Raw genomic sequence first — 22670 nt, forward strand, 5'->3', positions numbered from 1 at the left:
TATGCTCAGGCGGCGGCGAACGGCGTGTGGTGGCGATCCGGCTTCTGCTTTTTCAGCAGCATCAGCAGGTAAACCAGCGCCACGGCGGCGATCATCACGAACAGCACGCGATCGGAGTAGTTTTGCATCAGCAGCGCCGTCATCGATGGGCCCAGCAGGCTGCCGATGGTGTAACTCATCAGCAGCGCCTGGTTCATCGCCACCAGTTCGTGCGGCATTGCCTTCTCGCAGGCCCAGGACATCGCCACCGGGTAAAGGGTAAAGCCAGCGCAGCCGAGGATGAACAACGAAGGCGCCATGGCGTAGTTGCCGAGCATCGCCACGCTGGCGAGGATCACCACGAACACCTGAATGCGCAGCACCAGCAGGCGCCCGTAACGATCGGCCAGGCGCCCGACCGGCCATTGCCCGACGATGCCGGAGCTGACCAGCAGCGCCATCCAGTAACCCACGTTGGCGTCACTCATGCCCTGATGGGAGAGATACAGCGGCATCAGGCCATACAGCGAACCGAGCACGATGCCGGAGATGATGCAGCCGTTGATGCCGAGGCGCGCGCTGCGGCGTCTCAACATTGTCCATACTGCCGCCTGCTGCGGCTCGTCTTCATGGCGGTTGACCCGCGCGAACAGCATTGGCAACATCGCGCTGATCACAATGGCGGTCACCCACGGCACCACGTGCAGCAATTCGGTCGAGGTCATGCTCAACAGCAATTGGCCGGTCACCGTACCGAGGTAATAGACTATCATATAGGCCGCCAGCAGCTGGCCACGGTTGCTCAGGTTACCGCTGCGCAACAGCGCGCTCTCCACGATCACCCAGATCCAGGCGCAACCGACGCCGGCGAAGAAGCGCCAGCCCAGCCAGCTCCAGAAATCGATCGACAGCACCATGCCGGCGGTCGCCGCGGCGAACACCAGACAAGAAAGATGATAGCTGCGGGTAAAGCCGACGCGCTGGATCAGTCTGCCCGCCACCAACGTGCCCAACAGGTTACCGCTGAAATAAGAGGAACTGACCATGCCCACCTGCCAGGTTGACAGCTGGGCATGGGTTAACCAAAGCGGCACTAACGTATTCAAAACGGCAATGGATACCGTGAGCAGCAAAAGGCCGCAGAGCAATAGGAGCACTGGGCGGGAGTATGCGGACATAGTGAAATTGTGACCGAACGCGCAATGAGAGTGCGCGCATCATGCCACTGGCGATAAAAAAGTCAATCGCCTCTTATCATTCCAGCGCACGATTTGTTTCCGGCTAATCGGCTGGAAAAGCGCTATGCTCAGCGCAGAGCGAATTTAACGACGGAGAAGCGAGATGAGTCAGGCAAATAATGCGGCGGTAGAGACCCTGCTGGCGGACATCGGCAGCACGCACGATGAGCTGCTGGCCATTGTGCAGCAGGTACGTCGGATCGCCGCGACAAGCGGCAGTGGCGTCACCGAATCGGTCAAATACGGCGGCATCATGTTCTCGCATACTCAATTTTTCTGCGGCGTTTTCGCCTACCGCAGTCACGTCACGGTGGAATTCGGCCAAGGGCACCGACTGGAAGATCGCTATCAGCAACTTGAAGGCAACGGCCAATATCGGCGGCACATCAAGCTCCACTCGCTCGCCGAGGTGAAAAGCAAGCATCTGGCGGACTACATTAAACAGGCCTACGCGCTGGCGACAGACTGAATTCTCGACATAAAAAAAGCGCCCGCAGGCGCTTTTTTCTCGTAGCTTGCCGTTTAGCCGATGTATTCCAGGCCGCCCATATAAGGACGCAGCACTTCAGGCACCTGAATGCGACCGTCGGCCTGCTGGTAGTTTTCCAGCACCGCCACCAGCGTACGGCCGACCGCCAGGCCGGAGCCGTTCAGCGTGTGAACCAGACGCGGCTTCTTGTCGGCCTTGCTGCGGCAACGCGCCTGCATGCGACGCGCCTGGAAGTCCCACATGTTGGAGCAGGACGAGATCTCGCGATAGGTGTTCTGCGCCGGCAGCCACACTTCCAGATCGTAGGTCTTGCATGCGCCGAAGCCCATATCGCCGGTGCACAGCAGCACCTTGCGGTAAGGCAGGTTCAGCAGCTGCAGCACTTTTTCCGCGTGGCCGGTCAGCTCTTCCAGGGCATCCATCGAATCTTCCGGACGGACGATCTGCACCATCTCGACCTTGTCGAACTGGTGCATGCGGATCAAACCGCGGGTATCGCGACCGTAAGAACCGGCTTCCGCACGGAAGCATGGCGTGTGCGCGGTCATCTTCAGCGGCAGAGTTTCCTCTTCCACGATCTCGTCGCGCACCAGGTTGGTCAGCGGCACTTCCGCCGTTGGGATCAGCGCGTAGTTGCTGCTGTCGGCTTCTTCTTCCAGCGGGCGGGTATGGAACAGATCTTCGCCGAACTTCGGCAGTTGGCCGGTGCCATACAGCGTGGCGTGGTTGACCAGATAAGGTACGTAGGCCTCCAGGTAGCCGTGCTGCTCGGTGTGCAGATCCAGCATGAACTGGGACAGCGCGCGGTGCATGCGGGCGATTTGCCCTTTCATGACCACGAAACGCGAACCGGTCAGCTTAACCGCGGCGGCAAAATCAAGCCCGCCGGCCATTTCGCCCAGATCGACGTGATCGCGCACCGCGAAGTCGTACTGGCGCGGTTCGCCCCAGCGGGTGACTTCCAGGTTTTCGCTGTCGTCTTTACCATCCGGCACCGCGTCGTCCGGCAGGTTAGGCAGCGTCAGAGCGTAATCGCGGATCTCGCTTTGCAGCGCATCCAGCGCCGCCTTGGCGGCATCCAGCTTGTCACCCAGCTCGTTCACTTCGCGACGCAGCGGCTCGATGTCTTCCCCACGCGCTTTGGCCGCGCCGATGGATTTCGATCGGGAGTTGCGTTCCGCTTGCAGCGTTTCAGTTTCTACCTGCAGAACTTTGCGGCGTTCTTCCTGCGAACGCAGCAGATCCAGATCGAGTTTAAAGCCTCGGCGAGCCAGTTTGACGGCGACTGCGTCTAGCTCATTACGCAGCAGATTGGGATCGAGCATGCTAATCCTGTGCTTGTTGTTATTGAAAGAAGTGTTGTTGTTCTATGCGGCTGATTTATAGCCGCATAAAAGAAGAGTGATACCCGCTAACCTTACCGCAACGGCCACGCTAGCGGTAGCGTTTTGTCGGGCTATTTTGATCCTGCTCAGCCAGCCATGCCAACTTTTCGCCGATTTTCCCTTCCAGCCCGCGCGAGGTCGGTTGGTAGTAGCGCGTATGGGCCATTTCGGGCGGGAAATAGTTCTCACCGGCGGCGTAGGCGTTGGGTTCGTCGTGGGCGTAACGGTATTCCGCCCCCAGCCCCATCTCCTTCATCAGCTTGGTCGGCGCGTTGCGCAGGTGCTCCGGCACGTCATAATCGGCCTGCTCTTTGGCATCGCGCATGGCGGCCTTGAACGCGGTGTAAACCGCATTGCTTTTCGGCGCGCAGGCCAGGTAAACAATCGCCTGCGCGATGGCGCGTTCGCCCTCGGCCGGCCCCACGCGGGTGAAGCAATCCCAGGCGGCGATCGCCACCTGCATGCCGCGCGGATCGGCGTTGCCCACGTCTTCAGAGGCAATCGCCAACAGACGGCGCGCCACATAGAGCGGATCGCCGCCGGCGGTAATGATGCGCGCATACCAGTACAGCGCGGCGTCCGGCGCCGAACCGCGCACTGATTTATGCAGCGCGGAAATCAGGTCGTAATAACGGTCGCCCTTGTTGTCGAAGCGCGCGCTGCGCTCGCCCGACACCTCTTTCAGCAACTCCGGCGTCAGCACCCGCACGCCTTTGGCATCGATCTCCGCCATGTCCGCCATCATTTCCAGGCTGTTCAGCGCCCGGCGCGCATCGCCGCCCACCAACTCCGACAGCAGGCGGCGCGTTTCCGCGGGCAGCTCGACGTTCTGATTGCCAAAGCCGCGCGCCTTGTCGCTCATCGCCTGATCCAGCACCTGGCCGATATCTTCGGCGGTCAGCGCCTTCAGCAGGTAAACGCGGGCGCGGGACAACAGCGCCGAGTTCAGTTCGAACGACGGGTTTTCGGTGGTGGCGCCGATAAAGGTGATGGTGCCGTCTTCGATATGCGGCAGGAAAGCGTCCTGCTGGCTTTTGTTAAAGCGGTGCACTTCGTCGACGAACAGGATGGTGCGGCGGCCGGCGTCGCGGTTTTGCCGCGCCCGCTCAATCGCCTCGCGGATCTCCTTGATGCCGGAGGTCACGGCAGAGATCCGTTCGACATCCGCCTGGCCATAACGGCCGATCAGCTCTGCCAACGTCGTCTTCCCGGTGCCCGGCGGCCCCCATAAAATCATCGAGTGCAGTTGCCCGGCCTCAATGGCGCGCGGCAGCGGCTTGCCGGCGGCCAGCAGGTGTTGCTGGCCGATATACTGCGCCAGCGTGGTCGGCCGCATGCGCGCGGCCAACGGCTGGAACTCGTTCTGGGAAAAATCGAGCGACAGATTATTACTCACTTGCACCTCACTGGCGCTGGTCGTCCAGCGTCACCCCCTTCGGCGGGGTAAATTTGAATTTGGCCGGATCGGCGGCGACGTTCTGCTGGCTTTTCAGCGTATAAGCACTACGCTGGCCATCCTGCTCCACCGCGGCGAAGCTGCGGATGGTGCCGCTGTTGGTCACGCTGATGGCGAATTGCTTCAGGTTGCCGCTGGCGGATTTTGGCGTTAATTCAAAATCATCGCCCTTTTGCTTCACGTTGTACTGTTTCCAGTCGCTGGCGTTATTGCGGGTGATCAGCATAAACGGCGTATTGCCGGTGGCGTTCTTCAGCCAGGTCGCCGTCACCTGCTCGACGAACGGATTGTAAAACCACAGGGTTTGACCATCGGAGACCAGCACGCTCTCATCGGGTGACGTCATGTGCCAGTTGAACAGGTTCGGCCGCTTCACCCACAGCTCGCCTTCACCCTGTTGCACCGCGGCGCCTTCGGCGCTGGTCACGGTTTGCGAGAAGCTGGCGTGGAAACTGTTCACCTTCGCCAGGCGACTTTGCAGATCCTGTGCGGCGTCGGCCAGCACGGAGGTAGAAGCGAATCCCGAAAGCAGACAGCAGGCAACTAACAGTTTTTTCATTATTCCAGATACCTTATGAAATGCGTTAACCGCAGGGCGACGCCGTGCGGGCCAATCAACCCTTTACTCCCGTTACTTTACCTGAAGCCAGCGATCGGCCGGTAGGCCAATGTTCCGAGAAGAAACGGGTTTACGCTTCTTTGCACAAGGGCCGCTTAAGCGGCCCTTTCTTATTAAATTGCAATGGCTAAACGACCATCAATCGTGCCGCGGCGGCGCCAGCACCTCGCGGTTGCCGTTATGCCCCTGCTCGCTGACGATGCCCTGCGCCTCCATCTGTTCGATGATGCGCGCCGCGCGGTTATAGCCGATGCGGAACTGGCGCTGTACGCCGGAGATGGAGGCGCGGCGTTTATCCACCACGAAATCCACCGCCTGGTCAAACAGCGGATCCAGCTCTTCGTCGCCGTCCATGCCGCCGCCGGCACCGCCCTCGCCGTCTTCGCCGCCGCTGAGAATGCCCTCTTTATATTGGGGCCGCTCGCGCGCTTTCCAATCCTTGACCACCGCGTGCACTTCCTGATCGCGCACGAATGCGCCATGCACGCGCACCGGGATCGAGGAGTTCGGCGCCAGATAGAGCATGTCACCCATGCCCAGCAAGGACTCGGCGCCCCCCTGATCGAGGATGGTGCGGGAGTCGATCTTGCTCGACACGGTAAAGGCGATGCGCGTCGGAATGTTGGCCTTGATCAGGCCGGTGATCACATCCACCGACGGACGCTGGGTCGCCAGCACCAGGTGGATACCCGCCGCACGCGCTTTTTGCGCCAGGCGAGCGATCAGCTCTTCGACCTTCTTGCCGACCGTCATGATCAGATCGGCGAATTCGTCGACCATCACTACGATGTACGGCTCTTTCTCCAACACCGGTGGCGTGATGTCCATGCTGTCGGTCGGCTTCCAGAATGGATCCGGGATCGGGCGCCCCATCGCTTCGGCCTGATCGACGCGCTCGTTGTAGCCGGCCAGGTTACGCACGCCCAGGGCAGACATCAGCTTGTAGCGGCGTTCCATTTCACCCACGCACCAGCGCAGCGCGTTGGCGGCGTCTTTCATGTCGGTGACCACGTCGGTCAACAGGTGTGGAATGCCTTCGTAAACCGACAGTTCCAGCATTTTCGGGTCGATCATGATAAAGCGCACCTCTTTCGGCGTGGCCTTATACAAGATGCTCAGGATCATGGCGTTGACCCCGACCGACTTACCGGAACCGGTGGTACCGGCAACCAGCAAGTGCGGCATTTTGCCCAGATCGGCCACGACCGGTTCGCCGGAGATGTCTTTACCCAATACGATGGACAGCGGCGACGGATTGTCACGGAAAGCCGGGCAATCCAGCACTTCACGCAGATACACCGTTTGCCGTTTGGCGTTCGGCAGCTCCAGACCGACATAAGGCTTGCCGGGGATCACTTCCACCACGCGCACCGCCGAAGTCGACAGCGAGCGCGCCAGATCGCGCGACAGGTTGGAAATGCGCGCCGCTTTAACGCCCGGCGCCAGATCCAGCTCGAAGCGGGTGATGACCGGCCCCGGCAGGATGTCCACCACGTCGGCTTTCACGCGGTAATCGGCCAGGCTGGCCTCCACCAGGCGCGCCTTCTGTTCCAGCGCGAAGGAATCGACCGGCTCCACCTCTTTCGGCGCCTCGGTCAACAGATCCAGCGTCGGCAGCGGCGTGGTCGGCTTCTGCAGCGGCTGATCGTTGCGCATCAGGAACGGGTGAATCAGACTGTCCATCGCAGGATGTTGCTCTGCCTGAGCTTGCTGAGGCTGCTGCTGCGCCGGTTGCTGTGGCTGCTGATATTGCTGCTGCGACGGCTGTTGATATTGCTGTTGCTGCGGCTGCTGATATTGCTGCGGCGACGGCTGTTGATACTGCTGTTGCTGCGGCTGCTGGTATTGTTGAGGCTGCGGGTGCGATTGCTGAGGTTGGGCAGCCGGCGCCGCCTGCTCAAACTGACCGAACGGCACATCGTCCTCTTGCTCGCTTTGCTGTTCAATGCGCTCTTCAAGCTGCGGGGACAGCGTGAACATCGGCTCGCTCGGGCCATCGTCCACCAGATCCGCCATCGGCGAGAAGCTGAAAGCATTGCGGGTATCGATCGGGCTGGCGGCCGGCGCCTGCGGAGCAGATGCTTGCTGGCCGTAGCGCGCCTGCTGCTGCTCGGCAAACGCCTGACGCAGCGCGGCCTCTTGCCGCGCCTCTTCGTCGTCCTGCTGATCTTCGCCGTAACGCTGGCTCTGTTGCTCGGCGAACGCTTTGCTCAGCTCAGCCTCCTGCTGAGCCTGTTCATCATCCTGCTCCGGCGCGTAGCTTTCGCCATAGCGCTGGCTTTGCTGCTCGGCAAACGCCTGACGCAGCGCGGCTTCCTGTAGCGCCTCTTCATCCTGCGGGTTCACCGCCGCCGGCTGCTGAGGCTCCGCCTCTGTCTGGCGCTGTTCCTGTTCGGCCGCACGCTGCGAAGGCAGCTTGATGCCGTAGGAAGCCAGTTCGCGACGGGTCGGGATGCGCACCGGATTCGGCCGCGGCAGTTCAGGGCCGATGCCCTGCTTAACCTGCGGATTGCCGTCACTGGTCGCCGTGAAGGCCGGCATAAAGGTCGCCGCTGCGACGCCCGCAGCAGCAGCGGCTGCCGCCGTATCCGGCTGCGGTTTGGCGCCGGTGGCGCTGAAACCGTTCGAACTGCCGATGTCGACGCTGTCACGCTGTGCGGCGGTAAAATCAAAGGGAGAACGCGCCGGCGGTTGCGGCGCGGCCGGCTCTTGCCAGTTGCCGAGGCGCGGCTCATCGTCATCCTGATAAGGATCGACAGGACGCGTCGCCTTAGGCGCAGGCGTTTCTTCCGGGATCTCGAAGGAATACAGCGGCGGCGTAGCGTCTTGCGCCGGGGCGCTCACCGGGTGCTGATTGACAGAGGCCGGCGCGGCCGGCGCCACCGTTACCGACGGAGCCTGTGTGGCGATCGGCGCTGCAACGGGCTCGTGGATCTCTGCCTTCACCGCCGGTGCAGGCGAAGCCGCCGGCGCGATGGGTGCGGCTTCCGCTTCAAGCTCGCCATCGTCGGCGCGCAGGCCGCTGAGCAACGGATCGGCGGCATCTTCTTCTGCCGCTTTGGCGCTTTCGGTGACCGAAGGCGCGGAGAACAGCACGTCGTCATCGGCGGCCGCGGCTCCGGCGGCGGTCGCGGCAACCGCTGCGGCGGCACCCTTCCCTGCCTGCTCAGGCTCGTCGTCAACGTAACGCTCGTCATCCTCAAAATAGCGCTCTTCGCGACGTGAGCGATTGGTCATCACCGTCGCGACGCCCAGCACCGCCCCGCCGATCTTCTCGGCGATCACCAGCCAGGACCAGCCGGTAAACAGCGTCAACCCCGCCGCCCATACGCACAACAGCGCCAGCGTAGCGCCGATGCCGTTGAACCACGGCAACATGGCGTTGCTCAGCAGGCTGCCGATCACGCCGCCGGAAGCGAAGTAATAGAGATCGTCGACGTTCAGCGCCGCCAGCCCGCAGGAGGTGAGCACTAACGCCAGGGTGCCGATCAGGCGCAGGGAAAGCGCGAAATAGTCGATGTAGTCTCTGTTGCTGCGTTGGCGATAAGCCGCCCAGCACAAGACCAGCATGATCGGCGGTATCGCGTAGGCGAGCACCCCGAAGGTGAAGAACAGCGTATCGGCCAACCAGGCCCCGACACCGCCGCCCAGATTGTGAATCGGCTCATGCCACGCGGTCTGCGACCAGCTTGGGTCAGACGGATTGAAACTGACCAGCGCAGCCATGAGGTAAACGGCAAAAATCGCTACCACGATAAGCACAGCTTCCAGCAAACGCCGGCCACTGCTGAGTCTTTTCAGGGTAACTTCTTTATCTTCTGTATATTCCTGGCTCAAGAAAGGCTCTCCAGGTTCCTGTTAGCTGACATAGCAACAGCGCCGAGAAACTGCCCCGGCGCCGAAACTGTATGAATAAACAGGAGTGTAACCAATTTAATCAGGTTTTGCACCTGCACCTTACCGTGTTTTGATAACCAGACGGTTACTCTGTTTCACTTCTTCCATCACTACGTAGGTACGGGTGTCGTTAACCCCCGGCAAACGCAGCAAGGTTTCGCCCAGCAATTTGCGGTAAGCCGACATATCCGGTACGCGGGTTTTCAACAGGTAGTCGAAATCGCCGGAAACCAGATGACACTCCTGAATCTCTTCAAGCTTCTGCACTGCCGAGTTGAATTGCTCAAACACATCCGGCGCGCCGCGGTTCAGCGTGATCTCCACGAAAACCAGCAGGGACGCATCCAGATAATGCGGGTTAAGCAATGCGGTATAGCCATGAATGAAACCCTGGCGCTCAAGACGGCGCACGCGTTCCAAACATGGTGTCGGGGATAACCCCACGCGCTTCGAAAGCTCGACGTTCGAAATACGCCCATCCTTCTGCAGCTCATTCAGGATGTTGCGGTCGATACGGTCAAGATCTTTACCCGGGCGTTTCTTGTTGTCTGCCATTATTATTGTCTCTCTTATTTTCTTCCGTGCACTTGCCACACCCTAGCCAACGTCAATGTGTAAGGGTTCGTTCCAAGCGAAGACCCGATGCCTGTCATATGCTTCTTCACTACCATCATTCCACGCCGCGCAGCCTGTCTGTCCAACCCCGCGCGACGCAGGTAACGACGTTTAGGTCGAGAAAAAATCAGCAAACGCTTGCGCGCTCTGCTCCGCACACCCATCGCGCATTGCCGCCTCGCGGCGCAAATACGTACGATTTGCTGGTGTTACGGGGATAATTTCTTCTTCCTATGATGTTTTCGCAAATGCGCAGCGGATTGTCAAAGTAAAAGAAGCAAAATCAGAACAACGTACCGTCACGAAAAGTCTGCATCCCATTTTTGGTTATGAATCGCTGGCAGATAAACCCCGGCGGGGAGCGGCTGAAGCCGCAGAATGCGCCGTTTTTGCGCGGTTGGCGATTCGGCGGCCGAATGCAGCTTTGATAAGGTAAATTTCTGCGTTCGGCGTACGATTTGCCGACAGCGGGTGCATTAATAGGCGACAACTATCATACAAATCGTTAACAACGTCGCCCGGCGCTTTTTTTACTGCGCCATTTTCCCTACAATCGGCTTCATTGTCCGCCATTGTGGAATAAAGAGGTTATTCATGGGCACGGCTAAACATAGCAAATTACTGATTCTGGGCTCCGGCCCGGCCGGTTACACCGCCGCCGTCTACGCGGCGCGCGCCAACCTGAATCCGGTGCTGATCACCGGTCTGGAACAAGGCGGCCAGCTGACCACCACCACCGAAGTGGAAAACTGGCCGGGCGACGCCGACGGCCTGACCGGTCCGGCGCTGATGGAGCGCATGCGCGAGCACGCGGAGAAGTTCCAAACTGAAATCGTCTTCGATCATATCAACAGCGTCGATCTGCAGCAGCGTCCGTTCCGCCTGTTCGGCGACAGCGGCGAATACAGCTGCGATGCGCTGATCATCGCGACCGGCGCCTCCGCCCGCTACCTTGGCCTGCCTTCCGAAGACGCCTTCAAGGGCAAAGGCGTTTCCGCCTGCGCGACCTGCGACGGTTTCTTCTACCGCAACCAGAAAGTCGCGGTGGTCGGCGGCGGCAACACCGCCGTTGAAGAAGCGCTGTACCTGTCCAACATCGCCGCCGAGGTTCACCTGATCCACCGTCGCGACAGCTTCCGCTCAGAAAAGATACTGATCGACCGGCTGATGGAAAAAGTGAAAAGCGGCAACATCGTGTTGCACACCGACCATACGCTGGACGAAGTGCTGGGCGATGAAATGGGCGTGACCGGCGTGCGCATCCGCAGCACCAAAGCGGAAAACGAAACCCGTGAACTGGAACTGGCCGGCGTGTTCATCGCTATCGGCCACAGCCCGAACACCGGCATCTTCGGCGGCCAGCTGGAGCTGGAAAACGGCTACATCAAGGTACAGTCCGGCATTCACGGCAATGCGACCCAGACCACTATCCCCGGCGTCTTCGCCGCAGGCGACGTGATGGATCACGTCTACCGCCAGGCGATCACTTCCGCCGGCACCGGCTGTATGGCGGCGCTGGACGCAGAACGTTACCTGGACGGCATCGCCGGCGCAGAAGTCTGCTAAGACGTTTTCATCATCGGCAAAAAGCGGCTCTTGAGCCGCTTTTTTTGTTTCCCCCCTCCGCCCCCTTCTCGCGTCTGTTATAGCCACATTTGCCCGCTTTATTATTTTCAGTCTGCCGGGTGACGAGGTAACATGGGACCTCGCTTGTTTGTCGCCGATTGCGCCAAACACTATTATTTAACAGTACGTTAACCCAGCCCGTAACAAACGGGCGCCGGCGACGCAGACGCATATCTGATGAAAAAAACCAGACAGCAACAGTTAACCCGTTGGCTTAAAACCCAGAGTTCGTTGGCGCAGCGTTGGCTGCGCCTTTCCATGCTGTTGGGGCTGTTCAGCGGCCTGCTGATCGTGGCGCAGGCGTGGCTGCTGGCCAGCCTGCTGCACGCCCTGATCATCGAACATACCCCACGCGAACAGCTGCTCCCTTCGTTTATCTGGCTGGCCGCCGCATTCGCATTGCGGGCGCTGTTGAGCTGGCTGCGGGAGCGGGTCGGTTTCCTGTGTGGCCAAGTGATCCGTCAGCGCATGCGCCAGCAGGTGCTGGATAAGCTGCAGCAGCTCGGCCCGGCCTGGATCCAGGGCAAACCGGCGGGCAGTTGGGCCAGCATCATCGTCGAGCAGATCGAGGATATGCAGGACTATTACTCGCGCTATCTGCCGCAGATGTATCTGGCGGTCTTCATCCCGCTGCTGATCCTGATCGCCGTCTTCCCGATCAATTGGGCCGCCGGTTTGATTCTGTTGGCGACCGCGCCGCTGATCCCGCTGTTCATGGCGCTGGTCGGTATGGGGGCCGCCGACGCCAACCGCCGCAACTTCGTGGCGCTGGCGCGATTGAGCGGCAACTTTCTCGACCGCCTGCGCGGCCTGGACACCCTGCGGCTGTTCGACCGCGCGCAAGCCGAAACCGCGCAGATCGCCAAATCCTCCGAAGACTTCCGCAGCCGCACCATGGAAGTGCTGCGCATGGCCTTCCTCTCTTCCGGCGTGCTGGAATTCTTCGCTTCGATTTCCATCGCCGTGGTGGCGGTGTACTTTGGCTTTTCTTACCTCGGCGAACTCAATTTCGGCAGCTACGGCCTCGGCGTAACGCTGTTTTCCGGTTTTCTGGTGCTGATTCTGGCGCCGGAGTTTTTCCAACCGCTGCGCGATCTCGGCACCTTCTACCATGCCAAAGCGCAGGCGGTCGGTGCGGCGGAAGCGCTGGAAACCTTCCTCAGCGCCGAAGGCGAGCAGATGGGCAACGGCACGCGGCAGCTGCCCGCCGATCAACCGCTGACGCTGCAGGCGAACGCGTTGGAAATCCTGTCGCCGAACGGCGTGTTGCTGGCCGGGCCGCTGAGTTTCACCCTGCAACCGCAGCAGCGCGTAGCGCTGGTCGGGCTGAGCGGCGCCGGCAAAAGTTCGCTGCTCAATCTGCTGCTCGGTTTCCTGCCCTACCGCGGCTCGTTGACCGTCAACGGCGTCGAGCTGCGTGAACTGTCCGCAGAAAACTGGAGGCAACAGTTGAGCTGGGTAGGGCAAAACCCGCACCTGCCGGCGCAAACCTTGCGCGCCAATATTCTGCTGGGCTGCCCGCAGGCCGACGAAGCGCAGCTGCAGCAGGCGGTAGAGCTCGCCTACGTCAGCGAACTGTTGCCGTATCTGCCGCAGGGGCTCGACACCGAAGTGGGCGACAACGCCGCCCGCCTGTCGGTCGGCCAGGCGCAGCGCGTGGCGGTTGCCCGGGCGCTGATCGGCCCGCGCCGCTTGCTGCTGCTGGATGAACCGGCCGCCAGCCTCGATGCCCATAGCGAACAACGGGTGATGCAGGCGTTGAATGCCGCTTCGCATCAGCAAACCACCCTGCTGGTGACGCACCAGTTGGAAGATACCGAAAACTACGATCAGATTTGGGTGATGGATAACGGGCGCATCGTGCAACAGGGCGATTACGCCACCCTCAGCGCCCAGCCGGGCCTGTTCGCCACTCTGATCGCCCACCGCCGCGGGGAGCTTTAATCATGCGCGTTTTGCTGCCGTTTTTGGCGTTGTATCGCCGCCATAGCCTGCTGATTAGCCTGGGCATCCTTTTGGCGATCGTCACTCTGCTGGCCAGCATCGGCCTGCTGGCGCTCTCCGGCTGGTTCCTGGCCGCCTCTTCGCTGGCCGGATTGGCGGGCCTGCTGACCTTCAACTATATGCTGCCGGCCGCCGGCGTGCGCGGCGCGGCGATCTTCCGCACCGCCGGGCGCTACGCCGAGCGCGTGGTCAGCCACGACGCCACCTTCCGCGTGCTGTCGCACCTGCGGGTGTTCACCTTCAGCAAGATCCTGCCGCTGACGCCGGGCGGCATCGCCCGTTTCCGCCAGGCCGACCTGCTCAACCGCCTGGTGGCGGACGTGGACACGCTGGATCACCTTTATCTGCGGGTGATCTCGCCGCTGATCAGCGCGGCGGTGGTGATCTTGGTGGTCACCTACGGCCTGAGCTGGCTGGATCCTGCGCTCGCCCTGACGTTGGGCGGCATTCTGTTGCTGCTGTTGCTGCTGGTGCCGCCGGTGTTCTACCGCGCCGGCAAACCGATCGGCGGCCAACTCACCGCGCTGCGCGGCCAATACCGTACCGACCTGACCGCCTGGCTGCAGGGGCAGGCGGAGCTGGTGGTGTTCGGCGCCGTCAACGACTTCCGCCAGACGCTGAACGCCACCGAACAGCGGTGGCAACGCCGCCAGTGGCAGCAAGCCTCGCTGAGCGGCAAGGCGCAGGCGCTGATGATCCTCGCCAGCGGGCTGACGGTGACGCTGCTGCTGTGGCTGACCGCCGCCGGCATCGGCGGCGATACCCAACCCGGCGCGCTGATCGCGCTGTTTGTCTTCGCCGCGCTGGCGTCGTTCGAAGCGCTGATGCCGGTGGCCGGCGCCTTCCAGCACCTCGGCCAGGTGATCGCCTCCGCCACGCGGGTCAAACAGATCATCGATCGCCAGCCGGAAGTCACCTTCCCCGCCGCCGGTCCGGCCGCCGCCGACCGGGCTCAGCTTAGCCTGCGGCAGTTGAGTTTCACCTACCCCGATCAGCCGCAGCCGGTACTGCGCGACGTCACGCTCGAAGTCGCGGCCGGCGAACACATCGCCTTGCTCGGCCGCACCGGCTGCGGCAAGTCCACCCTGCTGCAGCTGCTGACCCGCGCCTGGCGCACCGACGGCGGAAAAATTCTGCTCAACGGCGAACCGCTGGAAGATTATGATGAAACCACCCTGCGTCGAATGACCACGGTCGTCAGCCAGCGAGTGCATATCTTCAGCGATACGCTGCGGGAAAACCTGCGGCTGGCCGCACCGGATGCCGGCGACGCTCGCCTGAGTGACGTGCTGCAGCAGGTGGGGCTCGGCAAATTGCTGGACAGCGACGGCGGGCTGAACGCCTGGCTGGGGGAAGGCGGCCGGCAGCTGTCCGGCGGCGAACAGCGCCGGCTGGGCATCGCCCGCGCGCTGCTGCACCCTGCCCCGCTGCTGTTGCTTGACGAACCGACCGAAGGGCTGGACGCCGAGACCGAGCAGCAGATCCTGGCGCTGCTGCGCCGGCATTGTCAGGGCAAGACGCTGATCCTGGTGACGCACCGCCTGTACGGCCTGGAGCATCTCGATCGCATTTGCGTAATGGATGACGGCCAAATTGTCGAACAGGGCGATCACGCCGCCCTAATGCGCCAGCAGGGCCGCTATGCCCGCTTTCGCAACCGTATCAGCAACCTGGCGCCGTAATCGGCCCGTAGAGGACGCAGAAACCCTGTATGCGCATCGTTAAGCTTTCCCCCCAGTCGCTGGCGTTTCCCTCGCCTGAGGGCGCCCTGCGCGATCCCAATGGCCTGCTGGCGATCGGCGGCGACCTGACGGCGCCGCGGCTGCTGGCAGCCTACGAGCGCGGCATCTTCCCCTGGTACTCGCCGGGGGAAGCGATTCTGTGGTGGTCACCCGATCCGCGTGCGGTGCTGTTCCCAGCCGAGTTTCATCTCAACCGCAGCCTGAAACGCTTTCTTCGCCACGATCCGTTTCGCATCACGCTTAATCACGACTTCGCCGCGGTGATCGCCGCCTGCGCCCACCGGCCGAATGAAGGCACCTGGATCGGCCCGGAGGTACAGCGTGCCTATCAACATCTTCATCGCCTCGGCTACGCGCACTCGGTGGAGGTATGGCAGGATGATCAACTGGTCGGCGGCATGTACGGTGTGGCGCAGGGCGCGTTGTTCTGCGGCGAATCGATGTTCAGCCGCGTCACCAACGCCTCAAAATGCGCATTGATGGCCTTTTGCCGCCATTTTGCCGCTTATGGCGGGGAATTGATTGACTGCCAGGTGCTGAACGCTCACACTGCCCGCCTTGGCGCGCGTGAAATTCCGCGCCGTCAATTTTTGCAGCAGCTCAGCACCCTTCAACGGCGGCCTTTGGCACCGGCGTGCTGGGCGCCGCAAGTCATATCCCCACAGCCGGTTGAACCGCCCTCCCCAGCAAACTAATTGGTGGAAACGGTGCAATGTTCACCGACACATCTTTACATAATGGGGGTTTTTCGGCATTATCTTGCCGGTTAAAAACTAAGGTAGTTAGACCTAGAGGATTCGATGGCCAAAGAAGACAATATTGAAATGCAGGGCACCGTTCTTGATACGCTGCCGAACACCATGTTCCGCGTTGAATTGGAAAACGGGCACGTGGTAACCGCACACATCTCCGGTAAAATGCGTAAAAACTATATCCGCATCCTGACGGGCGACAAAGTCACTGTAGAGCTGACCCCGTACGACCTGAGCAAAGGCCGCATTGTCTTCCGTAGCCGTTAATCGGCTCACCGCGCGCCACACGCTGGCGGCATCGAGGATGTAATCCCTCGGGAGCCCTTTCCGTTTACCCCCGCAGCGACGTTACATAACGGGTTGCAGGTGCGCAGGTAAACTGAGAGGGCTCACTCGTTTCTGTTGTACGGTGAATCTCACCCATAAAAAAAGCGATGCCGAAGCATCGCTTTTTCTTTGCCTGAAGGCGGCCTTAGTGCACCGCGCCCTCGTCCGCTTTGCGCTTGGCGGCGCTGAGGAAGTGGTAAGTCAGCTGTTTCTTGTCCTTGTCCAGCTCGACCTTCACGGAACCGCCGTCCACCAGCGAACCGAACAGCAACTCGTTGGCCAACGGTTTCTTCAGGTTTTCCTGCATGACTCGCGCCATCGGACGAGCGCCCATCGCACGGTCGTAACCCTTCACCGACAGCCAATCGCGCGCTTCGTCGCTCACTTCCAGCGAGACCCCCTTCGCATCCAGTTGCGCCTGCAGTTCGACGATAAACTTGTCGACCACCTGCTGGATCACCTCGGTAGACAGATGGTTGAACCAGATGATGTTGTCCAGACGGTTGCGGAACTCCGGCGTAAACACCTTCTTGATCTCTTCCATCGCGTCGGTGCTGTTGTCCTGTTGCACCAGACCAATCGACTTGCGTTCGGTTTCCCGCACCCCGGCGTTGGTGGTCATCACCAGGATCACATTGCGAAAATCCGCCTTGCGGCCGTTGTTGTCGGTCAGCGTGCCGTTGTCCATCACCTGCAGCAGCAGGTTGAACACGTCCGGATGCGCCTTCTCGATCTCATCGAGCAGCACCACCGCATGCGGATGCTTGATCACCGCATCGGTCAGCAGCCCGCCCTGATCGTAACCGACGTAGCCCGGAGGCGCGCCGATCAGGCGGCTGACGGTATGCCGCTCCATGTACTCGGACATGTCGAAACGCAGCAGCTCGATATCCATCGCCTTGGCCAACTGAACGGTGACCTCGGTTTTCCCGACCCCGGTCGGCCCGGCGAACAGGAAGGAACCGACCGGCTTGCGCTCGTGGCCCAGACCGGCGCGGCTCATCTTGATCGCTTCGGTCAGCGCTTCGATCGCCTGATCCTGGCCGAATACCAGCATCTTCAAGCGATCGCCCAGGTTTCTCAGCACGTCGCGATCGCTGGCCGACACGGTTTTCTCCGGGATGCGCGCGATGCGCGCCACCACGGATTCGATATCGGCCACGTTGACGGTTTTCTTGCGCTTGCTGGCCGGCATCAACCGGCTGCGGGCGCCCGCCTCGTCGATCACATCGATCGCCTTGTCCGGCAGATGACGATCGTTGATGTATTTCACCGACAGCTCCACCGCGGCGCGGATTGCCTTGGCGGTATAACGCACGTCGTGGTGCGCCTCATACTTGGCCTTCAGGCCGTTGATGATCTGAACGGTCTCTTCCGCCGTCGGTTCGGTGATATCGATCTTCTGGAAGCGGCGCGCCAAAGCGCGATCCTTTTCGAAGATGTTGCTGAATTCCTGGTAGGTGGTCGAGCCGATCACCCGGATCTTGCCGCTCGACAGCAGCGGTTTGATCAGGTTGGCGGCATCCACTTGCCCACCGGAAGCCGCACCGGCGCCGATGATGGTATGAATTTCATCGATGAACAGGATGCTGTTCTGATCCTGCTCCAGCTGCTTGAGCAGCGCCTTGAAGCGTTTCTCGAAGTCGCCGCGGTATTTGGTGCCGGCCAGCAGTGAACCGATATCCAGCGAATACAGCGTGCAGTCCGCCATCACTTCCGGCACGTCGCCCTGCACGATACGCCAGGCCAGACCTTCGGCGATGGCGGTCTTGCCCACGCCGGATTCGCCGACCAGCAGCGGGTTGTTTTTACGACGGCGGCACAGCACCTGAATCGCGCGCTCCAGCTCACGATCGCGGCCGATCAACGGATCGATGCCGCCCACACGGGCCAACTGATTGAGGTTGGTGGTGAAGTTTTCCATACGGTCTTCCCCTCCGGACTGCTCTTCGTTCACCGGGTTTTCCGCATTCGGCGCTTGGCCCGGCTCGTCTTTACGCGTGCCATGTGAAATGAAGTTCACCACGTCGAGACGGCTGACGTCGTGCTTGCGCAGCAGATAAGCCGCCTGCGACTCCTGCTCGCTGAAGATGGCCACCAACACGTTGGCGCCGGACACTTCGCTGCGGCCGGAAGATTGCACATGGAAGACCGCGCGCTGCAACACGCGCTGGAAGCTGAGCGTCGGCTGAGTGTCGCGCTCTTCTTCGCCGGCGGGCAGCGTCGGTGTAGTTTGTTCGATGAAGGCTTCCAGCTCCTGGCGCAACGCGGCCAGATCCACCGTACATGCCTCGAGCGCTTCTCGCGCGGCAGGGTTGCTCAGCAACGCCAGCAACAGGTGCTCCACGGTCATAAACTCGTGTCTGTGCTCACGCGCCCTGGCGAAAGCCATGTTGAGACTGAGTTCCAGTTCTTGATTGAGCATAAGCACCTCCCCAATAGATTGCCTTATTCAGGCTTTTTCCAGCGTACAAAGCAACGGATGCTCGTTCTCCCTTGCGTACCGGTTCACATGGACGACTTTGGTTTCCGCCACCTCGGCGGTAAAAACACCACAGATCGCCTTACCTTGATAGTGGACCGTGAGCATCAGTTGCGTTGCGCGTTCAATATCATAAGAAAAGAACTTTTGCAGAACGTCAATCACAAATTCCATCGGTGTGTAATCGTCGTTGTTAAGTATAACTTTATACATAGACGGCGGTTTTACCGCATCGATTTGTTTTTCTTCGGCCAAGTGTTCAAAGTTTAGCCAGTCGTTGTTATTGCCCATCGCTGCTCATCTTCTCTGCTCTGCCCTCTGATATGGGGGCAGGTTTCGGTTATTCAAAGTGGGGATAGTTACTATTTTATCATCTTCGGCATCGTCCCGCCGCACTGTAACGTGCGCAAAAAAACGGGCCAATTGTGACTGAATCGTGGCAATAGCGTTACCTGCTTCAAACTTTGGTGAACTGCTCCCCGCCGACAAAAGCCGATCCCTTGACGCCCCGATCATTTGCTCTAGAGTGTAAATTCGTGGCTGGTGGTCTTTTAACCACCCCTTGTCCACCCTGCTACCCGCCCACGGCGGGTGCGAATTCAGTTATTCATCTCACTTAAAATAGCGTTGCGAGGGATGTAAAAGCATGGAGACGGGTACTGTTAAATGGTTTAACAACGCCAAAGGCTTTGGCTTCATCTGCCCAGCCGGCGGCGGCGAAGATATTTTCGCGCATTATTCCACCATCAAGATGGATGGTTACAGAACGTTGAAGGCGGGCCAGCAGGTCAGCTTCGACGTGCATCAAGGGCCGAAAGGGAACCATGCCAGTCTTATTGTGCCGGTGGAAAGCGAGGCGCTGTCCTGAACGCTTCCGGCAGCGTCGCGCTGCCTTGCCCCTGACTGCGATAAAAATGCCAGCCGCCGTGTGACTGGCATTTTTTATGCCCTTTACTTACTCGCGCGCTAGCGCATCGATCGGATTCAGTCGCGCGGCATTGCGCGCCGGCAGATAGCCGAACACCACGCCGATGCCGGTAGAACAGAGAAACGCGCTCAGCAACGCCGCCGGCGGGAAACTGATCTGCCAACCCGGCAACACCAACTGCACCGCCAGGCCGATGGCGAACGACAGCGTAATCCCCAGCGCGCCCCCCACCAGGCAGACCAATACCGCCTCGATCAGGAACTGCTGCAACACGTCGCCGGAACGCGCGCCCACCGCCATGCGGATGCCGATCTCGCGCGTGCGCTCGGTTACCGACACCAGCATGATGTTCATCACGCCGATGCCGCCGACCACCAGTGATATCACCGCCACCAGCGTCAGGAACAGCTGCAGCGTGCGGGTGGTTTTCTCCGCGGTTTGCACCAGGCTGTCCATGTTATAGGTGAAGAAGTCCTTTTTACCGTGGCGCAGCGTCAACAGGCGCGACAGTTGCTGCTCCGCTTCCTTGCTGTCGTAACCGTCGCGGATGCGCACGGTGATCGAGTCGAAATAGCTGTTGCCCATCAGCCGGTTGGCCATGGTGCTGTACGGCACCCACACGTTCAGCGTCTTGCTGCTGCCGAACATCGACTGCTTCTCCTTGGCCACGCCGACCACCGTCGCCGGCATGTTGCCCACCAGGATAACTTCCCCCACCACGTTCTTCTGGTGCGGGAACAGCCGCCGTTGGGTATTGGCGTCAATCACCACCGTCTGCGCCTGCGACTGTACCTGCATCGGATCGATGCCGACGCCTTGGGTAAAGCTCATGCCGTACACGCGGAAGAACTGCTCGCTGACGCCGTTGACGTTGGCCGCCGCATCGACGTTGCCCAAGCGCAGCCGCATGCTGCTGCTGATGCTCGGCGACAGCGCGCTGATGTACGGCTGTTCGCGCAGCGCGTCGAGATCGCCGTATTTCAACGATTGCCGATAGGTCGGATCGTCGTCGCCGAAATCCTTGCCGGGATAGATATCGACAGTATTGGTGCCGATGGATTTGATGTCCGCCAGCACCATCTGCTTGGCGGCGTCGCCGATCACCAGGATCGACACCACCGAGGCGATGCCGATAATGATGCCGAGCATGGTCAGCGCGGTGCGCATCTTGTTGGCCGCCATCGCGCGCCAGGCCATGATCAGCGCCTCGCGGAAACGGCCGCCCATCTGCCGCCAGGAAGGCGCCGTTGCGGCCAGCGCCAGCGGCTTGGCCTGGGTATCCTCCGGCGGCGCCGGGCGCGAGTCGGCGATGATCTCGCCGTCGCGGATCTCGATGATTCGCTCCGCCTGGCGCGCCACCGCCGGATCGTGAGTCACCAGGATCACCGTGTGCCCCTGGGCGCACAGCTGTTTAAGGATCGCCATCACCTCTTCGCCGGAGTAGCTGTCCAGCGCGCCGGTCGGCTCATCCGCCAGGATCACCTGCCCGCCGTTCATCAACGCGCGGGCGATACTGACGCGCTGCTGCTGGCCGCCAGAAAGCTGGCTCGGCCGATAGTTGACGCGCTCCCCCAGCCCCAACCGCCGCAACAGCGCCTCCGCCCGTTCGCGCCGCGCCGCTTTGCCCAGCCCGGCGTACACCGCCGGCACCTCGACGTTGTGCGCCGCGCTCAGGTGCGGCAGCAGATGGTAGCGTTGAAAGATAAAGCCGAAATGCTCGCGCCGCAGCTGCGCCAGCGCATCGTCGCTCAGCGTCGCCACATCTTGCCCGGCCACCCGATACACGCCGGCGCTCGGCTTGTCCAGACAGCCGAGAATGTTCATCAGCGTCGATTTGCCGGAGCCGGAAGCCCCCATGATCGCCACCATTTCACCGGCGTCGATGCTCAGACTGATCCCCTTCAGCACCTCGACCGTCTGCTCGCCGGAACGGTAGCTGCGGCGAATGCCGCTCAGCTGCAACAGCGCCGCCATCAGCCGGCCTCCACGCCGCCGCGGCTGACGATCACCTCATCGCCCGCCTCAAGCCCGCGGAGGATCTGCACGTCGATATTGTTGCGCAGGCCGATAGCCACCTCGCGCTTCTCTTCCTTGCCCTGTTTCAACACCGAGACGTGGTAGCGATTGTCGGCGATCTGATCGCCCAGCGCCGCCAGCGGGATCACCAGCGCCTGCTGGACGCCGGCCAGCTGAATATGCACCTGCGCCGTCATTTGCAAGCGCAGCAACCTTTCCGGGTTGGGCACTTCGAAACGCGCATAATAGAAGATGGCGTTGTTGACCTTTTCCGGCGTCGGCTGAATGTCTTTCAGCACGCCGTCGAAGCGCCGGGTCGGATCGCCCAGCACCGTGAACCAGGCCTTCTGACCTGGCTTGAGGTTAATGACGTCGGCCTCCGACACCTGCGCCTTCACCAGCATGGTGCCGAGATCCGCCAGCGTCAGAATGTTCGGCGCCTGCTGCGCCGCGATCACCGTCTGGCCCTGCAGCGTGGTGATCTGCACCACGTCGCCATCCATCGGCGCTTCGATGCGGGTGTAGGCCAGGTTGATCTTGGCGGTGTCCAGGCTGGCCTGATTCCGCGCGATCTGCGCATTGATGGTGCCCACCTGCGCCTTCTTCACCGCCAACTGCGTCGCCGCCTGGTCCAGATCCTGACGCGACACCGCCTGCAGCCTGGCCAGCGCCTGGTTGCGCTGCAGCGTGACCGCCGCCAGTTGCTGTTCGGCCTGCGCCTGCAGCAGTTGCGCATGCAGTTCGCGCAGCGTCGCCTCGCCTTCGCGGATGCTGTTCTGCGCCTGTTGCGGATCGATAACCCCCAGCAACTGGCCTTTTTTCACCTTGTCGCCGATCTCGACATACAGTTTTTCCAACTGCCCGCTGACCTGCGCGCCGACGTCAACCTTGCGCACCGCGTCCAGCTGGCCGGTCGCCAACACGTTCTGCTGCAGATCGCGCTTGGTGACCTTCACCGTTTTGAAATCGGTCGGCGCCGGATGGCGGAAGTGCCAAACGGCCGCCGCGGCAATCGCCGCAATCACCGCCAGAACGAGTATCCAGCGGCGTTTATGTCCTTTAAACCCTGTCAAAATGGACCTGCCTGTGCTTGTGAATATCAACCGCCCATTGC

At 61.1% G+C, this 22670-nt stretch carries 17 protein-coding genes; 7 read left to right on the plus strand and 10 right to left on the minus strand.

The window, feature by feature from the left end:
* Positions 1-5: 5 nt before the first annotated feature.
* Entirely contained in the window at positions 6-1157 is a 1152-nt protein-coding gene (locus ACP39K_RS12945) for an MFS transporter (protein WP_028127990.1), read from the minus strand.
* 163 nt (positions 1158-1320) lie between these two features.
* On the opposite strand from ACP39K_RS12945, the gene ACP39K_RS12950 reads away from it, so the two are divergent.
* Positions 1321-1686: a DUF1801 domain-containing protein gene (locus ACP39K_RS12950; RefSeq protein WP_089184424.1), complete on the plus strand. Its 366-nt coding sequence runs from the start codon at positions 1321-1323 to the stop codon at positions 1684-1686.
* A 53-nt stretch (positions 1687-1739) separates the two neighbouring features.
* Here ACP39K_RS12950 and serS read toward each other — a convergent pair whose 3' ends face one another.
* The 5 genes from serS to lrp all read right to left on the minus strand — a co-directional run bounded on the left by serS (position 1740) and on the right by lrp (position 9619).
* Positions 1740-3032, minus strand: coding sequence for a serine--tRNA ligase (serS, locus tag ACP39K_RS12955; RefSeq protein WP_016928328.1), 1293 nt, complete (start codon positions 3030-3032; stop codon positions 1740-1742).
* 109 nt (positions 3033-3141) lie between these two features.
* Positions 3142-4428, minus strand: coding sequence for a replication-associated recombination protein A (locus tag ACP39K_RS12960; protein ID WP_048796507.1), 1287 nt, complete (start codon positions 4426-4428; stop codon positions 3142-3144).
* A gap of 67 nt (positions 4429-4495) precedes the next feature.
* A complete protein-coding gene (gene lolA, locus ACP39K_RS12965) occupies positions 4496-5107 on the minus strand; it encodes an outer membrane lipoprotein periplasmic chaperone LolA (RefSeq protein ID WP_015377319.1) in 612 nt (203 codons plus the stop codon).
* Positions 5108-5305: 198 nt separating this feature from the next.
* Positions 5306-9004, minus strand: coding sequence for a DNA translocase FtsK 4TM domain-containing protein (locus ACP39K_RS12970; RefSeq protein WP_342148932.1), 3699 nt, complete (start codon positions 9002-9004; stop codon positions 5306-5308).
* 120 nt (positions 9005-9124) lie between these two features.
* The gene (lrp, locus tag ACP39K_RS12975; protein ID WP_004928318.1) at positions 9125-9619 is read right to left on the minus strand and encodes a leucine-responsive transcriptional regulator Lrp; all 495 of its coding nucleotides are present in this window, start codon (positions 9617-9619) and stop codon (positions 9125-9127) included.
* Between the two features lie 654 nt (positions 9620-10273).
* On the opposite strand from lrp, the gene trxB reads away from it, so the two are divergent.
* The 5 genes from trxB (at position 10274) to infA (ending at position 16070) form a co-directional block, all read left to right on the plus strand.
* Positions 10274-11245, plus strand: a complete 972-nt coding sequence (trxB, locus tag ACP39K_RS12980; RefSeq protein ID WP_016928331.1) for a thioredoxin-disulfide reductase — start codon at positions 10274-10276, stop codon at positions 11243-11245.
* 237 nt (positions 11246-11482) lie between these two features.
* Positions 11483-13249, plus strand: coding sequence for a heme ABC transporter permease/ATP-binding protein CydD (gene cydD / locus ACP39K_RS12985; protein ID WP_197829191.1), 1767 nt, complete (start codon positions 11483-11485; stop codon positions 13247-13249).
* A 2-nt stretch (positions 13250-13251) separates the two neighbouring features.
* A complete protein-coding gene (cydC, locus tag ACP39K_RS12990) occupies positions 13252-14991 on the plus strand; it encodes a heme ABC transporter ATP-binding protein/permease CydC (protein WP_033640821.1) in 1740 nt (579 codons plus the stop codon).
* 29 nt (positions 14992-15020) lie between these two features.
* Positions 15021-15746: a leucyl/phenylalanyl-tRNA--protein transferase gene (aat, locus tag ACP39K_RS12995; protein ID WP_033640822.1), complete on the plus strand. Its 726-nt coding sequence runs from the start codon at positions 15021-15023 to the stop codon at positions 15744-15746.
* A gap of 105 nt (positions 15747-15851) precedes the next feature.
* Positions 15852-16070 carry a translation initiation factor IF-1 gene (infA, locus tag ACP39K_RS13000; RefSeq protein ID WP_002211347.1) on the plus strand — a complete coding sequence of 73 codons (219 nt, stop codon included), beginning with the start codon at positions 15852-15854 and terminating at the stop codon, positions 16068-16070.
* Positions 16071-16275: 205 nt separating this feature from the next.
* On the opposite strand, the gene clpA is transcribed toward infA, so the two are convergent.
* Together clpA and clpS are read right to left on the minus strand one after the other, a co-directional pair.
* Entirely contained in the window at positions 16276-18555 is a 2280-nt protein-coding gene (gene clpA / locus ACP39K_RS13005) for an ATP-dependent Clp protease ATP-binding subunit ClpA (RefSeq protein ID WP_004928343.1), read from the minus strand.
* Between the two features lie 27 nt (positions 18556-18582).
* Entirely contained in the window at positions 18583-18903 is a 321-nt protein-coding gene (gene clpS / locus ACP39K_RS13010; protein WP_004928347.1) for an ATP-dependent Clp protease adapter ClpS, read from the minus strand.
* Positions 18904-19258: 355 nt separating this feature from the next.
* Between clpS and cspD the strand changes: the two genes are divergently transcribed.
* Positions 19259-19480 carry a cold shock-like protein CspD gene (cspD, locus tag ACP39K_RS13015; protein WP_004928349.1) on the plus strand — a complete coding sequence of 74 codons (222 nt, stop codon included), beginning with the start codon at positions 19259-19261 and terminating at the stop codon, positions 19478-19480.
* An 87-nt stretch (positions 19481-19567) separates the two neighbouring features.
* Here cspD and macB read toward each other — a convergent pair whose 3' ends face one another.
* Both macB and macA read right to left on the minus strand, forming a co-directional pair.
* The gene (macB, locus tag ACP39K_RS13020; RefSeq protein ID WP_497008563.1) at positions 19568-21514 is read right to left on the minus strand and encodes a macrolide ABC transporter ATP-binding protein/permease MacB; all 1947 of its coding nucleotides are present in this window, start codon (positions 21512-21514) and stop codon (positions 19568-19570) included.
* The gene (macA, locus tag ACP39K_RS13025) at positions 21514-22629 is read right to left on the minus strand and encodes a macrolide transporter subunit MacA (protein WP_028127988.1); all 1116 of its coding nucleotides are present in this window, start codon (positions 22627-22629) and stop codon (positions 21514-21516) included. The genes macB and macA overlap by 1 nt, the downstream gene beginning before the upstream one ends.
* Positions 22630-22670: the final 41 nt, after the last annotated feature.

The organism is Serratia sp. EC4 (assembly GCF_059652115.1).

Excerpts from the sequence above, each read along its gene's own strand:
- aat (WP_033640822.1), top strand. The coding sequence starts at position 15,021 with ATGCGCATCGTTAAGCTTTCCCCCCAGTCGCTGGCGTTTCCCTCGCCT.
- ACP39K_RS12945 (WP_028127990.1), bottom strand. The coding sequence starts at position 1,157 with ATGTCCGCATACTCCCGCCCAGTGCTCCTATTGCTCTGCGGCCTTTTG.
- trxB (WP_016928331.1), top strand. The coding sequence starts at position 10,274 with ATGGGCACGGCTAAACATAGCAAATTACTGATTCTGGGCTCCGGCCCG.
- clpA (WP_004928343.1), bottom strand. The coding sequence starts at position 18,555 with ATGCTCAATCAAGAACTGGAACTCAGTCTCAACATGGCTTTCGCCAGG.
- macB (WP_497008563.1), bottom strand. The coding sequence starts at position 21,514 with ATGGCGGCGCTGTTGCAGCTGAGCGGCATTCGCCGCAGCTACCGTTCC.
- cydD (WP_197829191.1), top strand. The coding sequence starts at position 11,483 with ATGAAAAAAACCAGACAGCAACAGTTAACCCGTTGGCTTAAAACCCAG.
- clpS (WP_004928347.1), bottom strand. The coding sequence starts at position 18,903 with ATGGGCAATAACAACGACTGGCTAAACTTTGAACACTTGGCCGAAGAA.
- ACP39K_RS12950 (WP_089184424.1), top strand. The coding sequence starts at position 1,321 with ATGAGTCAGGCAAATAATGCGGCGGTAGAGACCCTGCTGGCGGACATC.
- lrp (WP_004928318.1), bottom strand. The coding sequence starts at position 9,619 with ATGGCAGACAACAAGAAACGCCCGGGTAAAGATCTTGACCGTATCGAC.
- cspD (WP_004928349.1), top strand. The coding sequence starts at position 19,259 with ATGGAGACGGGTACTGTTAAATGGTTTAACAACGCCAAAGGCTTTGGC.
- serS (WP_016928328.1), bottom strand. The coding sequence starts at position 3,032 with ATGCTCGATCCCAATCTGCTGCGTAATGAGCTAGACGCAGTCGCCGTC.
- lolA (WP_015377319.1), bottom strand. The coding sequence starts at position 5,107 with ATGAAAAAACTGTTAGTTGCCTGCTGTCTGCTTTCGGGATTCGCTTCT.
- ACP39K_RS12960 (WP_048796507.1), bottom strand. The coding sequence starts at position 4,428 with ATGCGGCCGACCACGCTGGCGCAGTATATCGGCCAGCAACACCTGCTG.
- cydC (WP_033640821.1), top strand. The coding sequence starts at position 13,252 with ATGCGCGTTTTGCTGCCGTTTTTGGCGTTGTATCGCCGCCATAGCCTG.
- infA (WP_002211347.1), top strand. The coding sequence starts at position 15,852 with ATGGCCAAAGAAGACAATATTGAAATGCAGGGCACCGTTCTTGATACG.